This window comes from Rhizobium sp. JAB6 (genome assembly GCF_003024605.1).
Classification (GTDB): domain Bacteria; phylum Pseudomonadota; class Alphaproteobacteria; order Rhizobiales; family Rhizobiaceae; genus Rhizobium.
On the sequence record NZ_PYJQ01000005.1, the window covers coordinates 355,151 to 373,264 of the forward strand.

Annotated in this window: 17 protein-coding genes; 12 read left to right on the forward strand and 5 right to left on the reverse strand. The window is 58.3% G+C overall.

What is annotated here, in order from left to right; genetic code table 11:
• Position 1: 1 nt before the first annotated feature.
• The 3 genes from rplM to C7U61_RS07590 all read right to left on the reverse strand — a co-directional run bounded on the left by rplM (position 2) and on the right by C7U61_RS07590 (position 2,735).
• The gene (gene rplM, locus C7U61_RS07580; RefSeq protein ID WP_106997525.1) at positions 2 to 466 is read right to left on the reverse strand and encodes a 50S ribosomal protein L13; all 465 of its coding nucleotides are present in this window, start codon (positions 464 to 466) and stop codon (positions 2 to 4) included.
• Positions 467 to 703: 237 nt separating this feature from the next.
• Positions 704 to 1,540, reverse strand: a complete 837-nt coding sequence (locus tag C7U61_RS07585) for an EamA family transporter (protein WP_106997708.1) — start codon at positions 1,538 to 1,540, stop codon at positions 704 to 706.
• Positions 1,541 to 2,408: 868 nt separating this feature from the next.
• The gene (locus C7U61_RS07590; protein ID WP_106997526.1) at positions 2,409 to 2,735 is read right to left on the reverse strand and encodes a hypothetical protein; all 327 of its coding nucleotides are present in this window, start codon (positions 2,733 to 2,735) and stop codon (positions 2,409 to 2,411) included.
• A gap of 113 nt (positions 2,736 to 2,848) precedes the next feature.
• Here C7U61_RS07590 and C7U61_RS07595 point away from each other — a divergent pair, with 113 nt between their 5' ends.
• The 7 genes from C7U61_RS07595 (at position 2,849) to pstB (ending at position 9,275) form a co-directional block, all read left to right on the forward strand.
• Positions 2,849 to 3,277: a CoA-binding protein gene (locus C7U61_RS07595; protein WP_106997527.1), complete on the forward strand. Its 429-nt coding sequence runs from the start codon at positions 2,849 to 2,851 to the stop codon at positions 3,275 to 3,277.
• 164 nt (positions 3,278 to 3,441) lie between these two features.
• Entirely contained in the window at positions 3,442 to 4,725 is a 1,284-nt protein-coding gene (locus C7U61_RS07600; RefSeq protein WP_106997528.1) for an O-acetylhomoserine aminocarboxypropyltransferase, read from the forward strand.
• A 139-nt stretch (positions 4,726 to 4,864) separates the two neighbouring features.
• Positions 4,865 to 5,209, forward strand: a complete 345-nt coding sequence (locus tag C7U61_RS07605) for a cupin domain-containing protein (protein ID WP_106997529.1) — start codon at positions 4,865 to 4,867, stop codon at positions 5,207 to 5,209.
• Positions 5,210 to 5,473: 264 nt separating this feature from the next.
• On the forward strand, positions 5,474 to 6,499 hold the full coding sequence (gene pstS, locus C7U61_RS07610; RefSeq protein ID WP_069616286.1) for a phosphate ABC transporter substrate-binding protein PstS: 1,026 nt from the start codon (positions 5,474 to 5,476) through the stop codon (positions 6,497 to 6,499).
• A 76-nt stretch (positions 6,500 to 6,575) separates the two neighbouring features.
• Positions 6,576 to 7,547 (forward strand): phosphate ABC transporter permease subunit PstC, encoded by a 972-nt coding sequence (gene pstC / locus C7U61_RS07615; RefSeq protein ID WP_106997530.1) that lies wholly within the window; start codon positions 6,576 to 6,578, stop codon positions 7,545 to 7,547.
• Between the two features lie 10 nt (positions 7,548 to 7,557).
• The gene (gene pstA / locus C7U61_RS07620) at positions 7,558 to 8,409 is read left to right on the forward strand and encodes a phosphate ABC transporter permease PstA (RefSeq protein ID WP_106997531.1); all 852 of its coding nucleotides are present in this window, start codon (positions 7,558 to 7,560) and stop codon (positions 8,407 to 8,409) included.
• 29 nt (positions 8,410 to 8,438) lie between these two features.
• Positions 8,439 to 9,275 (forward strand): phosphate ABC transporter ATP-binding protein PstB, encoded by an 837-nt coding sequence (pstB, locus tag C7U61_RS07625; RefSeq protein WP_106997532.1) that lies wholly within the window; start codon positions 8,439 to 8,441, stop codon positions 9,273 to 9,275.
• A 133-nt stretch (positions 9,276 to 9,408) separates the two neighbouring features.
• Here pstB and C7U61_RS07630 read toward each other — a convergent pair whose 3' ends face one another.
• A complete protein-coding gene (locus C7U61_RS07630; protein WP_245410773.1) occupies positions 9,409 to 10,653 on the reverse strand; it encodes a GGDEF domain-containing protein in 1,245 nt (414 codons plus the stop codon).
• A gap of 464 nt (positions 10,654 to 11,117) precedes the next feature.
• Between C7U61_RS07630 and clpP the strand changes: the two genes are divergently transcribed.
• The 4 genes from clpP (at position 11,118) to hupB (ending at position 16,644) form a co-directional block, all read left to right on the forward strand.
• The gene (clpP, locus tag C7U61_RS07635; protein WP_015339477.1) at positions 11,118 to 11,750 is read left to right on the forward strand and encodes an ATP-dependent Clp endopeptidase proteolytic subunit ClpP; all 633 of its coding nucleotides are present in this window, start codon (positions 11,118 to 11,120) and stop codon (positions 11,748 to 11,750) included.
• Positions 11,751 to 12,047: 297 nt separating this feature from the next.
• On the forward strand, positions 12,048 to 13,325 hold the full coding sequence (gene clpX, locus C7U61_RS07640; protein WP_047627083.1) for an ATP-dependent Clp protease ATP-binding subunit ClpX: 1,278 nt from the start codon (positions 12,048 to 12,050) through the stop codon (positions 13,323 to 13,325).
• 420 nt (positions 13,326 to 13,745) lie between these two features.
• The gene (gene lon / locus C7U61_RS07645; RefSeq protein ID WP_106997534.1) at positions 13,746 to 16,166 is read left to right on the forward strand and encodes an endopeptidase La; all 2,421 of its coding nucleotides are present in this window, start codon (positions 13,746 to 13,748) and stop codon (positions 16,164 to 16,166) included.
• A gap of 202 nt (positions 16,167 to 16,368) precedes the next feature.
• Entirely contained in the window at positions 16,369 to 16,644 is a 276-nt protein-coding gene (gene hupB / locus C7U61_RS07650; RefSeq protein WP_015339480.1) for a DNA-binding protein HupB, read from the forward strand.
• Positions 16,645 to 16,950: 306 nt separating this feature from the next.
• Here the strand turns inward: hupB and C7U61_RS07655 are convergent, their stop codons facing one another.
• Positions 16,951 to 17,523, reverse strand: a complete 573-nt coding sequence (locus tag C7U61_RS07655; protein ID WP_106997709.1) for a TetR/AcrR family transcriptional regulator — start codon at positions 17,521 to 17,523, stop codon at positions 16,951 to 16,953.
• Between the two features lie 141 nt (positions 17,524 to 17,664).
• Between C7U61_RS07655 and C7U61_RS07660 the strand changes: the two genes are divergently transcribed.
• Positions 17,665 to 18,027, forward strand: coding sequence for a DoxX family protein (locus C7U61_RS07660; protein WP_106997535.1), 363 nt, complete (start codon positions 17,665 to 17,667; stop codon positions 18,025 to 18,027).
• Positions 18,028 to 18,114: the final 87 nt, after the last annotated feature.

Here is an 18,114-nt window from a genome sequence, read left to right on the forward strand (position 1 = left end):
ATCAGGCGCTCCTTACGTTCTTCTTGTTCAGCTTGGCGACGTCGAGGACGACCGGCTGCTGAGCTTCGTGGGGATGGTTCGGGCCGGCGTAGACGCGCAGGTTCTTCATCTGGCGACGGCCGAGCGGGCCGCGGGGAACCATGCGCTCGACGGCCTTCTCAACGACGCGCTCCGGGAAGCGGCCTTCGATGATCTGGCGAGCGGTGCGCTCCTTGATGCCGCCGGCATAACCGGTGTGCCAGTAGTAAACCTTGTCTTCGTACTTCTTGCCGGTGAAAACGATCTTGTCGGCATTGATAACGATGACGTTGTCGCCGTCGTCGACGTGCGGCGTGAAGGTGGCCTTATGCTTGCCGCGCAGACGCATTGCGATGATAGAAGCGAGACGGCCAACGACAAGCCCTTCGGCGTCGATGAGAACCCACTTCTTCTCCACCTCTGCAGGCTTCTGGGAGAAGGTTGCCATGTTGCATACTCTCTTTTGGGACCCTTGGCCCGAAGGCCTATGGGCGTTTCTTGTTGCTTGGTTTGGCGTGCATGGATGCGTGCCAAAAAGAAAGCAGCCCGGAAAGGCTGCAATCTGCGGCGGCTTATAGAGCGATTAAGAGCGCGGGTCAATATCGCCGGATCGGTAGATCGTAAAAATAACGTTGCAAAATCAACAAGTTGTCTGTGTGGTAAAATAAAACCACATAATTTATCGTCAACCCAGCCGCAAAACCAGCACTCCGCCGGCAATAATGGCGCCGGCAATATAGCGCCAGATGCTGGACCGCTCCTTCAAAATGACGACGGATATCGCCAAAGCGAAGAGGATCGAAGTCTCGCGCAAGGCGGCGACCATGGCGACCGGCGCTTTCGTCATTGCCCACAATGCCAGCCCGTAGGAGGCGATCGAGCCGCCGCCGCCGATAAGCCCGCGCCACCAATTATAACGGACGTGGGCGGCAACGGCATTGAGGCCGCGTTGCGATATCGCCCAGGCGAAAAGGAGAACCGGAGGCAGGAGCGCCATCCAAAGCGTATAGGATACCGAATTGCCCGATGCCCGCGCACCGATGCCGTCGACATAGGTATAGGTCGCGATGACCACGGCATTGGCGAGAGCCAGCACGATCGCCCGGCGGCTGCCCTTTCGCGCCTCGAAAGCGAGCGTCAATATGCCGGCGCAAATGGTCATGGTGCCGATCAATGCGCCGCCCGAAAGGGTTTCCTTCAGGATGAAACTACTTGTCGAGACGATGATGAGGGGTGCCACGCCACGCATCAGCGGGTAGACAAGCCCGATATCGCCGGCCCGATAGGCCGCTGCCACAAGCTGGAAATAGACAAATTGCAGGATGGCGGAAGCGCCGATGAAGGGCCAGGCCGCGGAGGCGGGCAAAGGCAGAAACGGCAGCAGGGGAAGAGCGGCAACTGCGCCGCCGGCCGAAACCAACGCGGCATCGAGCGATTTATCGGTTCCCGCCTTGATGATCGCATTCCACGTCGCATGCAGCAGAGCGCCGAGGAGGACGAGCGCGATAACGTCGAGAGACACGGAAAACCTCGCGATTTTGCAGGCATATGGCAATGCGTGGCATTTTGTGGGAATGCGGCCTCCATATGATCCGCAATGCATCGAAAAGCAACGGAATATCACCTGTTATCGAGGCTTGTTACACCGGCGGTGATTGGCAAATAGGCATCGGGAGTTGTGTTCCTGTTGCGTTCCAAGTTGCTCGCATAGACATATAAATTACTAATTTATTGGAGTATGAAGCGCGATCGAATATCGCACGCCTTGTGAACGCGAGAGTGGTATAAGACACTTCTTACTTGAAAAGCGCGTGCCGCTTTGGGCGACCGCAACGATGCTACCGTCGCGGATAAAGTGGTTCGCCGCAACGTCGTCGTTCGGCGATCCGCGCGCTTCGGCCCCTTATCAGCAATGCTGTATAATTCCACAGCAGTTGAAAAATATTGCAATTTTCGGCTGCCTTTGTCGATCAGGATTCTATAAAGGCTCCATATTACAAGTATAGGTTCGGAAGATCGATGGATTTCCATATATATTTATATTTATATAATTGCATAGCTATCAAAATTATTCTGTCCGAAACTTATGAGTAAGTGCGTATTCCCATATTCGGAATCAGTTTCCATTCGAATTCTCGATTCATGCAAATTTCCTAAATTACATGTGAATAAATGGCGAACAAAGGTTGCATATCCGCAGAACGCACGTCCGCAGTTCCGAAAATTTTCTGAAGGCGCTTTAAAGAACGACCTCAATACAACCTCCCGACGCTACACGGACGGTTGCGGCGCCGGAATGCCCAATTCTGATTGCAACCAATTAGCCGTGCCCGATGGGCATCGTGATGAACACATGAATAGTCCACATATCCAACTCGGTCGTACTTCGATTAGCGTGGGAAGATCAAATCCTCGTCATCGAGGTCCGTCATCGGCCGGCATATATAGACCGGGCAGGAGGAACGGTCCTTGGTGGGCAGATAGTCCTGATAGGCATAAAAGCCCTGGTCACATGCCCCGCTGTCCGCGACGTAGCGGTCATAGAGCGTCATTTTCGGCGTTCTCCTGGCCGGATAGCGCATGATGACCGCGCGCTCCCGGTTTATGACAGCCCTCGCTTCGGCGCAGGTCATGGACATGGAATTATATCGCGAGATGGCCAGGGCCGGCGTTGCGGCCGATGTAACGAGCAGGCTCAGCAGGATGAATTTTTTCATCTGAGTAATCCTCTCCGAAGTTGCTATAATACAATATATATACGCGGAGAGTGCATTGCGGTTTCCGTATTCGTGACAAAAACGCAAGTGTGATCGAGGCGGGAGGCTTCGTGATGAACCACGACAATTATGACGATTCCTATATAGCCGATATCCTCTTGTCGGTGAGGACTATCGCGCTCGTGGGCGCTTCGCCCAATCCCGCCCGTCCAAGCAACGGTGTGATGGCCTATCTTCTGAACAAGGGCTATCGCGTCATCCCCGTCAATCCCGGGCAGGCCGGCAAGGAAATTCTGGGGCAGTGGGTCTATGCGCGCCTCGCCGACATCCCCGAGCCCGTGGATATGGTCGATGTTTTCCGGGCACCCGAATATCTCCGGTCCGTGGTGGAGGAGACCATCATGATCGAGCCGCGGCCGCCGGTCATATGGGGGCAGCTTGGCGTGCGCGACGACGCGGCTGCTGCGCGGGCGGAGGCGGCGGGGGTGAGGGTCGTTATGGACCGTTGCCCGGCTATCGAATATCCGCGCCTGGTCGCCTGATCGAGATCGGTGATCGACGGCAGCCGGCCGTTTATCGCGCGATCTCACAGAAAGATGGCAAGTTTTTTCCGTGAGCCGAGAAGCGCGGCAAAGTTCGCGGTTAACTTTCATATGCCAGGCATTATGCTTCCCCGTCACGAACAAAACCCGGCGGGAGGAAAAACATGCCAGCCAACAACCCAGGTTTCGACACGCTTGCAATCCATGCAGGCGCGCAGCCGGATCCGGCGACGGGCGCGCGCGCGACGCCGATCTACCAGACGACCTCCTTCGTCTTTCAGGATGCGGATCATGCCGCCGCCCTCTTCGGATTGCAGCAGTTCGGCAATATCTATACCCGCATCATGAATCCGACCCAGGCCGTGCTGGAAGAGCGAGTTGCTGCCCTCGAAGGCGGAACCGCGGCTCTCGCCGTCGCCTCCGGTCATGCAGCCCAGCTGCTCGTCTTTCATGCCATCATGCAGCCGGGCGATAATTTCGTCGCCGCCAAACGGCTATACGGCGGTTCGGTCAATCAATTCGGTCAATCCTTCAAGAATTTCGACTGGCGGGTCCGCTGGGCCGATCCCGCCGATCCTGCAACTTTCGAAGCGCAGATCGACAGCCGCACGCGCGCCATTTTCATCGAAAGTCTCGCCAACCCGGGCGGCACTTTCGTCGATATTGCCGCGATTGCAGCCATCGCACATAGGCATGGCCTGCCGCTGATCGTCGACAATACCCTGGCAAGCCCCTATCTCATCCGGCCGCTGGAGCATGGCGCCGATATCGTGGTGCATTCCCTGACGAAGTTCCTCGGCGGCCATGGCAATTCCATGGGCGGCATTATCGTCGATGGCGGCACTTTCGACTGGTCCGCCTCGGGCAATTATCCCATGCTGTCGTCACCGCGCCCGGAATATAATGGCATCGTGCTGCATGCGACCTTCGGTAACTTTGCCTTTGCCATTGCCTGCCGGGTGCTGGGCCTGCGCGATCTCGGTCCGGCCATCTCGCCGTTCAATGCCTTTTTGATCCTCACAGGCATCGAGACGCTGCCGCTGCGCATGCAGCGCCATTCCGACAATGCGGCTGCCGTTGCGCGTTGGCTGAGGGAGCAGGAAAAGGTGGGATGGGTCAATTATGCGGGTCTTGAGGACGATCCGAACCACGCCCTGCAGCAGCGTTACTCGCCGAAGGGCGCCGGCTCCGTCTTCACCTTCGGTCTGAAAGGGGGATATGAAGCCGGCAAGGGGCTGGTCGAAAGCCTTCAGCTCTTCTCGCATCTCGCCAATATCGGCGATACGCGCTCGCTGGTCATTCATCCCGCTTCGACCACGCACAAGCAGCTGAGTGATGAACAGCAGATCGCAGCCGGCGCCGGTCCGGATGTCGTGCGTTTGTCCATCGGTATCGAAGACGTCAGGGATATCATCGCGGATCTGGAGCAGGCGCTGGCGAAAATCTGAGGACGGCACCGGCAGGACGCCGAAAAAGCGGCCGAGGTTCTTTGATCCCGGCGCATTCCATGTTTGTCTCGGTCCGCGCTCCCGCTTGGCGGTCGCGGACCTTTTTATCTCGGCGAAGCGTGATCGACGGGGGATCTGAATGGCAACTTACCTGCAACTGAATGTCGATGGTGTTGAGCCCGAGCTCGGAGCGCCCGCAGCGGATCGTCTCATTTCGGGAGCCCCGACCTTCCGAACCTGGAACTTGGATGAGGCAGATGGCGGTCTCTATGCCGGCATATGGGAAGCAACCCCAGGCAAATGGAGGATCGTCTATGACGAATGGGAGTATTTCCACATCCTCTCCGGCTATTCTATTGTGACGGGTGAGGATGGCGAATCCTTTCATCTGCGTGCGGGCGACCGCCTTATCTTGAGGCCGGGCTTCAAGGGGACCTGGGAAGTGATTGAAACGACTCGCAAGGACTATGTGATCCGCCTCTGACGATGGTCCTCGAATCAGAACATGACGTTCGTGTTCATGCGCCCTTTGGCGCGCCTCGTTTCACGCCGTTCCACATTGGCCGCCATGATTGCCGCAGGTTGTGTCACTGCCGCTTCATTAAACTGTCATCAAACTGAAACAATGCGTCTTTAGAGCCAAGTCTGTCGCCGGGAGATTTCAGGCGGGGAGGTTCGTTTACCATGGATGCCTCGCGCCGATCTTCTGCTCGCCATCCTTTCATTCACTTGAGGAAGTGAGTCTACTATGCTTAACCTGAAACTCCGTTCGCTTTGCCTGACTGCAGGCCTCATCGCGGCTATGTCCGCTTCGGCCTCGGCTGCCGACATCACGGGCGCCGGCTCGAGCTTCATTGCACCGGTTCTGTCCAAGTGGGCCGAAGGCTACAAGGCTGCGACGAACAACGTCGTCAACTACCAGTCGGTCGGTTCGGGCGCCGGCATCAAGCAGCTCCTCGACAAGACCATCGTATTCGGCGCTTCGGACAAGCCGATGAGCGACGCTGACCTCGAGAAGAACGGCATTGCCCAGTTCCCGATGATCTCCGGCGGTATCGTCGTTTCCTATAACGTTGAAGGCGTAAAGCCGGGCGAACTCGTTCTCGACGGCAAGACGCTGGCCGACATCTTCCTTGGCAAGATCGCCAAGTGGGACGATGCAGCCATCAAGGCTCTCAACCCGGACGTGAAGCTGCCGTCCACGCCGATCTCCGTCGTTTATCGCGCCGACAGCTCGGGCACGACCTTCAACTTCACCGACTACCTGTCGAAGGTTTCGCCGGAATGGAAGGAAAAGGTCGGCTCGAACACGGCTGTTGAATGGCCGGTCGGCTTCGGCGCCAAGGGCTCTGAAGGCGTTTCCACCACCGTCAACCAGACGGCTGGTTCGATCTCCTACGTTGAATATTCCTACGTCGTCGCCAACCACATCGGTTTCGCGAAGATGAAGAACGCTGCCGGCAAGGTTATCGAGCCGAGCCTGGAAACCTTCAAGGCTGCTGCTTCCAACGCCGATTGGGCCAAAGCCAAGAACTTCAATCTGATCATCACCAATCAGCCGGGTGAAAAGAGCTGGCCGATTGCCGCTTCGACCTGGGTTCTGCTCTACAAGAAGCCGGCCGATGCTGCTAAGAACGAAGAGGCACTGAAGTTCTTCAAGTGGTCCTATGAGCATGGCCAGAAGGACGCGACCGCCCTGTCTTATCTCGCGATCCCGGACAATGTTGTCGAGATCGTCGAGAAGTCTTGGAAGACGGACTTCGGCACGAAGTAATTTGTGCTAGGCGAGAAAGTTGCGGCGGGCAGGGAAGTTCCCTGTCCGCCTTTCGTGACAGGACAAGGGAAAATCGATGGCTGACGCGACTCAGATGGCTGGCTTCCAGGCTGTGAATACCTCCGCCGCGACCAGAAAATTCCGAATCCAGGATCGGATTTTCTATTTGATGACGCTTAGCTCGGCTGTCCTGGTCGTGTTGCTGCTGCTGGCAATCCTCGTGGTTCTTGTCATCGATGCACTGCCGACATTTCAGGCCTTTGGCTTGTCGTTCCTTTGGGGCACCAAGTGGAGCGCGCCGGCCGATATTTATGGCGCCGTGCCTGCCGTTGTCGGTACGCTGGTAAGTTCGTTCATCGCCATGCTGATTGCCGTTCCCTTGGGCATCGGTATCGCTATCTTCCTCACGGAACTTTGCCCCGGCAGCCTGCGCCGCCCGATCAGCACGGCCATCGAACTTCTGGCCGGCGTTCCCTCTATTATCTATGGCATCGTCGGCCTGTTCATTCTCGTGCCGCTGATGCAGAATTATATCCTGCCCTTCCTTATATCGACGGTCGGCCAGGTGCCGGTAATCGGCCTGCTGTTCCAGCCGCCGGCGCCCGGCGTCGGCCTGCTGACGGCAAGCCTCGTGCTCGCCGTCATGATCCTGCCGTTCATCACCGCGATCTCCCGCGACGTGTTCAGCACCGTGCCGCCGATGCTGCGTGAATCCGCCTACGGCATGGGCATGACGACATGGGAAGTGGCGCGCCACATCCTGATCCCCTACACGCGCCGCGGCCTCGTCGGCGGCATCATGCTCGGCCTTGGCCGCGCGCTTGGCGAAACCATGGCGGTCACCTTCGTCGTCGGCTCGGTGAGCCGTCTCCAGTCGTCGATCATCTCGCCGTCCACAACCATTTCCGCCCAGATCGCGAACAACTTCGGCGATGCCGACGGTCTGCAACTGTCGAGCCTGATTGCGCTCGGCTTGCTCCTGTTCGTCCTTTCCTTCTGCGTGCTTGCAGTGGCGAGATGGATGATCGGCCGCGGCGACTCGCTCTGAGGAAAAACCCATGGAAAATGCAGTTCGTCAGAATCTCGTGTCCCGGCGTTATACGAAGAACAAGCTGATGATGGCCCTGTCCTTCCTCGCGGCCATTCTCGGCATATTCTTCCTCAGTGTGATCCTTGCAAGCCTGGTTTATCGCGGCGTATCGGCGCTCAGCCTCGACGTGTTCACCATGTCGATCCCAGCCCAGGGCTCGCGCGGCGGTCTGATCAACGCGATCTACGGCACGGTGCTGGTCACCGGCTGCGCCATCCTGATCGCAGCGCCGATCGGCATACTCGCCGGGACCTACCTGGTGGAATATGCCAACGGCACCAAGCTTGCCGAGGCTGCCAAATTCATCAACGACATCCTGCTGTCCGCACCTTCGATCATCGTCGGCGTGTTCGTTTACGGCGCCGTGGTCGTGCCGATGCACGGCAACTCCGCCATTGCCGGCATCCTTGCACTCGCGCTGATCGCTCTCCCGGTCGTCAACCGCACGACGCAGGATATGCTGTTGCTGGTGCCGAATGCGCTTCGCGAGGCGACTGCCGCGCTCGGGGCGCCGCGCTGGAAGTCCATGATGATGGTGATCTACCGTTCCGCCTGGACCGGCATTCTTACCGGCATCCTGCTGGCCATCGCCCGCATCAGCGGCGAAACCGCACCGCTTCTCTTCACTGCCGGCTACAGCAAATTCATGAATACGGGCCTGACCGGTCCGATCGCCACGCTGCCGGTTGCCATCAACACGCTTGCCGCCGATCCCGGCGAGGATCTGAAACAGCTGGCCTGGGCCGGCGCGCTGATCATCACCGTTGCCATCCTTGCCCTGAACATCCTTGCCCGTGTCTTGAGTGGGCGTCGCCAATGACGCAGCCGCCGAACGATAGGAATAAGACCATGAACATGAGCGACAGCAATTTCCAGAGCGTCAACGCACAGCAGGGGAAGGACGCCGCTTCCCATTCGGATCTCGGTGCGCTCGCGAAGCTCGAGGTGAAGAATCTCGATTTTACCTACCAGAACGGCCATCGCGTTCTGAAGAGTGTGAATATGAATATCCGCAAGAATGCGGTCACCGCTTTCATCGGCCCCTCGGGTTGCGGCAAGTCGACGCTGCTGCGCACTTTCAACCGCATGTATGATCTTTATCCGGGCCAGACGGTCGCGGGTGAGATCCTGCTTGATGGCCGCAATATTCTCACCAAGGACGTCGATCTGAACGATCTGCGCGCCAAGGTCGGCATGGTGTTCCAGAAGCCGACACCATTCCCGATGTCGATTTACGAGAACGTCGCTTTCGGCATCCGCCTTTATGAGAAGGTCTCCAAGTCGGAAATGGACGCACGCGTCGAAGCGGCGCTGACGGAAACGGCACTGTGGAGCGAAGTCAAGGACAAGCTGCACCAGAGCGGACTTGGCCTTTCCGGCGGCCAGCAGCAGCGCCTCTGCATCGCTCGCGCCATCGCCATTCGTCCCGAAGTCCTGCTGCTCGACGAGCCGACCTCGGCTCTGGACCCGATCTCGACCGCCAAGGTCGAGGAACTCGTGTCGCAGCTGAAGGGCGATTTCACGATCGTTATCGTCACGCACAACATGCAGCAGGCAAGCCGTATCTCCGACAGCACCGCTTTCATGTATCTCGGCGAGCTGATCGAATATGGCGCGACCGAACAGATCTTCCAGGCGCCCAAGGTCAAGCGTACGGAAGACTATATCACCGGTCGTTACGGCTGATATGGCCGAACCTTGCCGGACGTTTGCAATGGCGCGCCCTTGAAGCGCGCCTTTTGCATTTCAGGATAGCTGCCCTGTCCGGCGGTCGCGCAACTTGGTCAGTCCAAGATCTATGGATGTGTGGTCGAGCCGGTCACATCCGCGCAAGCGTGCCCATGCGCCGCAAGGCGTGGATCTGGTCGTCGAGGGTCGGCACCAGTTCGCCTTCGTCCGCCGCAGATGCGGTGTCGGGCTCCCTGGCAGTCTCGGCTTCGTTGAAGAGGATAGTGCAGTTGCGGCCCGCGCGTTTGGCGGCGTAAAGCGCACGGTCTGCGAAAGAGACCAGGCGATCCCAGCTGACGGTGTCGTGCGGCATGATCGAAACGCCGATGCTGACGGTTGCCGGCACCAGCGTGCGGCCGGCAAGCAGCGGCATGCGGCAGAAATCGGCGCGTATGGTTTCCGCCAACGCTTCCGCCTGGGATTGATCGTCTATCGGAAGGAAGGCGACGAATTCTTCACCGCCCATTCTGCCGAATGCGCCGTTGCGCGGCACGAACTGGCGGGCGATACGGGCAAATTCGACCAGCACCGCATCGCCTACCTGATGCCCGTGGCGGTCGTTGATCTTCTTGAAGTGGTCGAGATCGAACAGCAGGGCGGCAAGCTTTTGCGGCTGTTGCTGTCCTTTGCCGACGAGAATTTCGTAACTTTCCTGAAGCCCGCGCCGGTTCAGAACTCCCGTCAAAGTATCGGTGATGGAAATCGCCCGCCAGCGGCGCTCGGCGCGTTCCATGAGAAGCTTGCCGTTGAGAACGATGGCGATAATGACGAGCAGCCCGTAGCCGAGCGCCATATAGCCACGATAGATCATTGCCTCTTCCAGTGAAGGGGCCGCAAATACCATCCAGAGAGCCGAGCCGAAACAGAAGCAGGCAAGCGCCACGAAAACGATGCCGAGCTGGCCGCGTGCCGGCTCCTGTCGGCCGTCGCCCGGATGCACGGCGAAGGCGAGCAGGGTCGCGCCGACTGCGCCGGCAAGATCATAGACGATGACGCGATTGGCGAAGTTGCCCGTCACCCAGGGAAGGCTGGCGCCGATGAGCCAGATGGCGGGTGGCAGGAATGCGGACCATTCCAGCCTGCGCCGGTCCATGACGCGAAAACCAGTAATCCAGGCGCTTTCGCCGAGCAGGGCCACGGCATTGCCGATCTGGATCGACCATATATCGGGGATGATGCTTCGCGCTGCCACCAAGGCGAATCCCACGGCGCTGACCGTGAAGCCTAGTGCCCAGATCAAATAGGCCGGGGATTTGCGATCATGCCGCCAGGCGAGAAGGAGAACGGTCGCCAGGGTTATGGCCTCCGAGCACCAGATGGTCAGGCCTGTAGTCATATTCAGCACGATCGGACAACTCCGCTAGTTTCGGTCGCCGGCGCAAACTGCGCGACGATTTGCGTGATCGCTCCATCCTTGCCCAATAAGATGGCAAGTTCCTTAAGTGTCTTGGTAAATTTTGCCTGTGCTGAAGATGTATCTCGGGGCGAACCGGCCTTCATGCTTCCTTCACCTTGTGATGGGGAAATATGGTGGGTAGCAGATTGCGTGTCGCTGCAGCGCCTTGGCATTCGGCGAGGCGCGGGTAGAAATGCTTTGTGAACGCTTCCTGGGGCATTAGAGCATGTCGCGCCAAAGTGTGCAGCGGTTTTGCGACGACGACATGCGCACCTAGTGCTTTTTGACGTTATGCTTTCGGGCGTCTTGAAGTGCAGGGCAGGGACACTCTATGTAGGAGTAAAGGATTTTTACTCCGATTCCCGGCGTTTCCGTCGCCGGGACAAGTTTGATAAAGGACGCACATGAGAAATCCAGTCGATACAGCTATGGCTCTGGTGCCGATGGTTGTGGAGCAGACCAACCGCGGGGAACGGTCTTACGACATTTATTCCCGCCTGCTGAAGGAACGCATCATTTTCCTGACCGGACCGGTCGAAGACCATATGGCGACGCTGGTGTGCGCACAGCTCCTCTTCCTTGAGGCCGAAAACCCGAAGAAAGAAATCGCGCTCTATATCAATTCGCCGGGCGGCGTCGTCACCGCCGGCATGGCGATCTACGATACGATGCAGTTCATCAAGCCGGCCGTTTCGACGCTCTGCATCGGCCAGGCCGCATCCATGGGGTCGCTGCTTTTGGCTGCGGGCGATAAGGACATGCGTTTCGCCACGCCGAATTCCCGCATCATGGTTCACCAGCCGTCGGGTGGTTTCCAGGGCCAGGCTTCGGACATCGAGCGCCACGCGCGCGACATTATTAAGATGAAGCGCCGTCTCAACGAAGTTTACGTCAAGCATTGCGGCCGGACCTATGAAGAGGTCGAGCAGACGCTCGATCGCGACCATTTCATGTCCTCCGACGAGGCGAAGGAATGGGGGCTGATCGACAAGGTGCTGACGTCGCGTACTGAAATAGAAGGTGAAACCGCCTCGTAATTATCCACCAGGCGGTGACTTCTGCGCCACAGTTCTATCCCATTTGTGATCGAATAGGGGTTTAATGTGGAACGGAACGCGGTAATAGTAAGCATTAATGCTATGTAGCGTTTTATGACATAGCATTCGGCATTCGAAGGGGGATTCGTTGCCACGCAGTTCCGGTTTGGTTGCCTGGCCTGCGTTCAGTACCCTGAAGGGCGCCGCGATCTGCAAACGAGGGGCAGGTCCGGCGGGCGCATAGAGTGGACCGCGATTTCAAGTTGGAAATTTGCGGCGTGCTGGAAGGAAAGTGATATGAGCAAAGTCAGCGGCAGCAACGGCGGCGACTCAAAGAACACGCTTTATTGTTCGTTCTGCGGTAAGAGCCAGCATGAAGTCCGGAAGTTGATTGCCGGACCGACCGTATTCATCTGCGACGAGTGCGTCGAGCTATGCATGGACATTATCCGCGAGGAAAACAAATCCTCGATGGTGAAGTCTCGTGACGGTGTTCCGACCCCGCAGGACATCATCAAGGTTCTTGACGAATACGTCATCGGCCAGCGGCAGGCGAAGAAGATCCTCTCCGTGGCCGTTCACAACCATTACAAGCGGCTCGCTCACGCATCGAAGAACGGCGACGTCGAGCTGGCGAAGTCGAACATCATGCTCGTCGGCCCGACCGGCTGCGGCAAGACCTATCTTGCCCAGACGCTCGCCCGCATCATCGACGTTCCCTTCACCATGGCCGACGCGACGACGCTGACGGAAGCAGGCTATGTCGGCGAAGACGTCGAAAACATCATCCTCAAGCTGCTGCAGGCGGCCGACTACAATGTCGAGCGCGCACAGCGCGGCATCGTCTACATCGACGAAGTCGATAAGATTTCCCGCAAGTCGGACAATCCATCGATCACGCGCGACGTCTCGGGCGAGGGCGTGCAGCAGGCGCTTCTGAAGATCATGGAAGGCACCGTGGCTTCGGTTCCCCCGCAGGGCGGCCGCAAGCATCCGCAGCAGGAATTCCTGCAGGTGGACACGACCAACATCCTCTTTATCTGCGGCGGCGCTTTCGCAGGCCTCGACAAGATCATCTCCGCCCGCGGCGAGAAGACCTCCATCGGCTTCGGCGCCACCGTCAAGGCCCCGGATGATCGCCGCGTCGGCGAAGTACTGCGCGAACTCGAGCCGGAAGATCTGGTGAAGTTCGGCCTCATCCCGGAATTCATCGGCCGTCTGCCCGTTCTGGCGACGCTGGAAGACCTCGATGAAGACGCACTGATCCAGATCCTGTCCGAGCCGAAGAATGCGCTGGTGAAGCAGTATCAGCGCCTGTTCGAGATGGAAGACGTCGAGCTGACCTTCCACGAGGATGCCCTGCGGGAAATCGCCCGCAAGGCGATCGTCCGCAAGACGGGCGCCCGCGGGCTGCGCTCCATCATGGAGAAGATCCTCCTCGACACCATGTTCGAGCTGCCGGCGCTGGAAGGCGTTCGCGAAGTGGTCATCTCCGAGGAAGTGGTTCGCGGCTCCGCCCGCCCGCTCTACATCTATGCCGACCGGCAGGAGGAGAAGGCCAACGCCACGGCCTGATCCACCATCCGTGATCACGAATAAGGGGCTCGTCATCGACGGGCCCCTTTCTGTTTGAAAAGTCGTACGGTTTGCTGATAAAGTCTTGGATAAGCTTATGGGAATGCCGTCGAAACCGGTTGTGAAGAGCCCCTGCTGCAGCCATGATGGCATGATTCTGGAGCACAAGGCGGTCAGGGCGCAGGCCCGACGTTTTTTCTTCGGATATTAGCGTCGCCGGCAGTGTTCGAGTTGCCGGGCTTTGGTGTTTTGTTGTTGCGTTCCTCCTTGCGGATATGCGGGATCGTTGCCTCGTGGCGGGCGTTTCCTGTGACTTGAAATAGGCAGTGCGAAGCTCCACTTGTTTACCAAGTGAGAGAGCCGGCTAACTCCCCCAAGCCGGCAGAGAGCCCGGGAACGGGACGACGGAAAGGAAATGACATGAGTAAGAAAACGTCTGCGGCACACGACAGCATTGCCTATCCGGTATTGCCGTTGCGCGACATCGTGGTCTTCCCCCACATGATCGTGCCTCTGTTCGTCGGACGGGAGAAATCCATTCGCGCGCTGGAAGAGGTGATGGGTTCGGACAAGCAGATCATGCTCGTCACGCAGATCAATGCCAGCGATGATGATCCCGCGCCGGACGCCATCCATAAGGTCGGTACCGTTGCCAATGTCCTGCAGCTGCTGAAACTGCCCGACGGCACCGTCAAGGTGCTGGTGGAAGGCCGTGCGCGCGCAGAAATCGATGAATATACCGGCCGTGAAGACTTCTACGAAGCCCTTGGCCATGTCCTGCATGAGCCGGAAGAAGATCAGGTCGAGCTCGAAGCTTTGAGCCGCTCCGTCGTTTCCGAGTTCGAGAGCTATGTGAAGCTCAACAAGAAGATTTCGCCGGAAGTGGTCGGCGCCGCCAGCCAGATCGACGATTATTCGAAGCTGGCCGACACTGTCGCATCGCATCTCTCGATCAAGATCACCGAAAAGCAGGAAATGCTGGAGACCACCAGCGTCAAGGCTCGCCTGGAAAAGGCGCTCGGCTTCATGGAAGGCGAGATTTCGGTCCTGCAGGTTGAGAAGCGCATCCGCTCGCGCGTCAAGCGTCAGATGGAGAAGACGCAGCGCGAATACTATCTGAACGAACAGATGAAGGCGATCCAGAAGGAGCTTGGCGACGGCGAAGAAGGCCGCGACGAGATGGCCGAACTGGAAGAGCGCATCTCCAAGACCAAGCTGTCGAAGGAAGCCAAGGAAAAGGCCGATGCCGAGCTGAAGAAGCTGCGGCAGATGAGCCCGATGTCGGCTGAAGCGACCGTTGTGCGCAACTATCTCGACTGGCTGCTGGGCATCCCCTGGCACAAGAAGTCGAAGATCAAGACCGATCTGAACAATGCCGAGAAGATCCTCGAAGCCGATCATTTCGGCCTGGATAAGGTCAAGGAGCGCATCGTCGAATATCTGGCCGTGCAGGCTCGCGCGACGAAGATCAAAGGCCCGATCCTGTGCCTCGTCGGCCCTCCGGGCGTCGGAAAGACCTCGCTCGCCCAGTCGATCGCCAAGGCGACCGGCCGTGAATATGTCCGCATGGCGCTTGGTGGCGTTCGTGACGAAGCCGAAATCCGCGGTCACCGCCGCACCTATATCGGCTCGATGCCCGGCAAGGTCATCCAGTCGATGAAGAAGGCGAAGAAGTCCAACCCGCTCTTCCTGCTCGACGAAATCGACAAGCTCGGCCAGGACTATCGCGGCGATCCGTCTTCGGCCCTGCTTGAGGTGCTGGACCCGGCGCAGAACTCGACCTTCATGGACCACTACCTGGAAGTCGAATACGACCTGTCGGATGTGATGTTCATCACGACGGCGAATACGCTGAATATCCCGGCGCCCCTGATGGATCGCATGGAGATCATCCGTATCGCCGGCTACACCGAAGACGAAAAGCGCGAAATCGCCAAGCGGCACCTGCTGCCGAAGGCCATCAAGGAACATGCGTTGCAGCCGAATGAATTCTCGGTCACCGACGGCGCCCTGATGGTCATCATTCAGCAGTACACCCGCGAAGCCGGCGTTCGTAACTTCGAGCGCGAATTGATGAAGCTCGCCCGCAAGGCGGTCACCGAGATCATCAAGGGCAAGGTGAAGTCGGTCGCCGTCACGGCAGAGAACGTCCCGGACTATCTCGGCGTGCCGCGCTTCCGCCATGGCGAAGCCGAACGCGACGATCAGGTCGGTGTCGTCACCGGTCTCGCCTGGACCGAAGTCGGCGGCGAGCTGCTGACGATCGAAGGCGTGATGATGCCGGGCAAGGGCCGCATGACGGTTACTGGCAACCTGAAGGAAGTCATGAAGGAATCGATCTCGGCGGCGGCTTCTTATGTCCGCTCGCGCGCTGTCGATTTCGGCATCGAACCGCCCCGCTTCGACAAGAGCGACATCCACGTGCATCTGCCGGAAGGCGCGACGCCGAAGGATGGTCCGTCGGCCGGTGTCGCCATGGCAACCGCGATCGTCTCGATCATGACCGGCATCCCGGTTTCAAAGGATGTCGCCATGACCGGTGAAATCACGCTGCGCGGCCGTGTTCTGCCGATCGGCGGCCTGAAGGAAAAGCTGCTCGCAGCCCTGCGTGGCGGTATCAAGAAGGTGCTGATCCCGGAAGAGAACGCCAAGGATCTGGCGGAGATTCCAGACAACGTGAAGAACAGCATGGAAATCATCCCCGTGTCGCGCATGGGCGAGGTGATCAAGCACGCGCTTGTTCGCCGTCCCGAGCCGATCGAGTGGGATGGCACGGTGGAAACGCCTGTGATCGCAACAGTCGAAGGCGTGGACGAAGTGGGTTCCGCCATCGCTCACTAAGCCCTTTGCCTCAATTCTGTCGAATTGACATAGATGGACGAAAAGACCGGCATTTTTGCCGGTCTTTTTTTGTGAAAAGCGTATGCCAACGCTTGCTTTTCCTTGTTTTGCAGGGCTTTTGGGGTTGCGGCGGGTAAGAGCATTGCTATTTTGCGCCCCGCTTACTGATAAGTCGTTTCATACCAGAGAAAGGGGTGGAAACATGAACAAGAATGAGCTCGTGTCCGCAGTGGCCGAGAAGGCCGGTATCACGAAGGCTGACGCTGCTTCCGCTGTCGACGCTGTTTTCGATACTGTCCAGGCCGAACTGAAGAAGGGCGGCGACATTCGCCTTGCTGGTTTCGGCAGCTTCACCGTTTCCCACCGTGCAGCCACCAAGGGCCGTAACCCGTCCACCGGCGCCGAGGTCGATATTCCTGCCCGTAACGTCCCGAAGTTCACGCCCGGCAAGGGCCTGAAGGACTCGGTCAACAGCTAATTCGTTTTCACCCGCTGCGAGGCTTTGCCTTGCGGGTGGACAGGATTGGGCCCGCTTTTGCGGGCCCTTTTTTATGGTCTCATACGGCAAGTGTCACCGTTGCCGCTTTCAAAAGCATGTCGCGGCAACCGCGCCGTTTCCCCTCCGGAATGCGTTGGGAAACAGGATGAGCGCGCGGTACAGCGATTCGAGGAAAAGCGGAAATGCTCTGGCCCAAAGCAGCAAAGCTCAATGGGCTTATGCCTCCGTCCTATCATGCATTCCCAACGCTATCCGTGCCGATCGGGTCAATTGCCAGACCCGCGTTCAGAGCTGACCCGACACCATCCGCATGATGAGCGTGATGCGTTGAGCCCGGAAGGCCGGTCTTATTCTGCCGTGACGTTCAAGCTCTGCCAGACCGTGAAGCGCTGCCCAGAAAGTTTCGGTTGCGGTATCCACATCCTGGGCGAACGGCGCAATCACCGTCGCCATGGCTCCGAAACCATCGCGAAGTTGGGGTGGCGTATCGGATCTGGCGAAGCGGAGGCCAGTCGGCAGGACGAACATCGCCTCGTACATTGCAGGGCGGGCGAAAGCAAAATCGAGATAGGCGGTTGCGACATCCTCCACTCGCTCCTTTGCCGTGGACGACGGCCCGATCGCGGCACGCAGTATCACAGCCAATTCGCCGAAGCCTTCGAGCGCCACCGCGCCGACGATCTGATCGCGATTTTCAAAATGCGAATAGAGAACTGGCTGACTGTATTCTATCTCCTCGGCGAGGCGCCGGATCGTGACGGAAGCCCAGCCGTCACGTTCCGCGATCGTCCTCGCAGCGACGATGATCCTGCGTTCGCGTTCACTTCGTTCTCGAGTCTTTCGTTCGCTGATACCCACTCCCATGTCCTCAATCTTCGTGCGCGATTTTCCTCATGCGAAACTATCAAAGCGAACATCGATTGACAAATTAGCGTCGCTAGATTATTTAGGATCGATATAAAAACTTCATACGCAAGGTCGTCAGCGAAGAGAATATCAATGAGTCTTCCTATGGAAATTTTCACCGGCACAACGTCACTCGATACCATCCTCGTCTGGCTGGCTGCCGGGGCGTTTCTCGTCGGCGCCGTCGTCAACGCGAGTGGGCATTCGAAAATCCGCGCGGGCTTCGTGCGGCTTGGATTTCCTTTCTGGTGGTGCTGGGTCACAGCCGTCTTTGAACTCATGACGACGGTGCTTTTGGTCACCGCCGGCACCCGATATATCGGAGTCGCGCTAGGCGCCTGCATCATGCTCGCCGCGATCGCGGCTATTGTCCGTATCCGGAACTATCGAGAACTCCCGCCACCTTTCGTATTTCTGTTGTTGCTGGCACTTGCGGGTGTCGGCGGCCAAATCTGAATATCGCGCGGCGAAGAGTTCATTTCACCGAGGACCCCCATGTAACTGGCCGGATGCAGGTTTCCATTGCCAGGACACAGGGTTTCA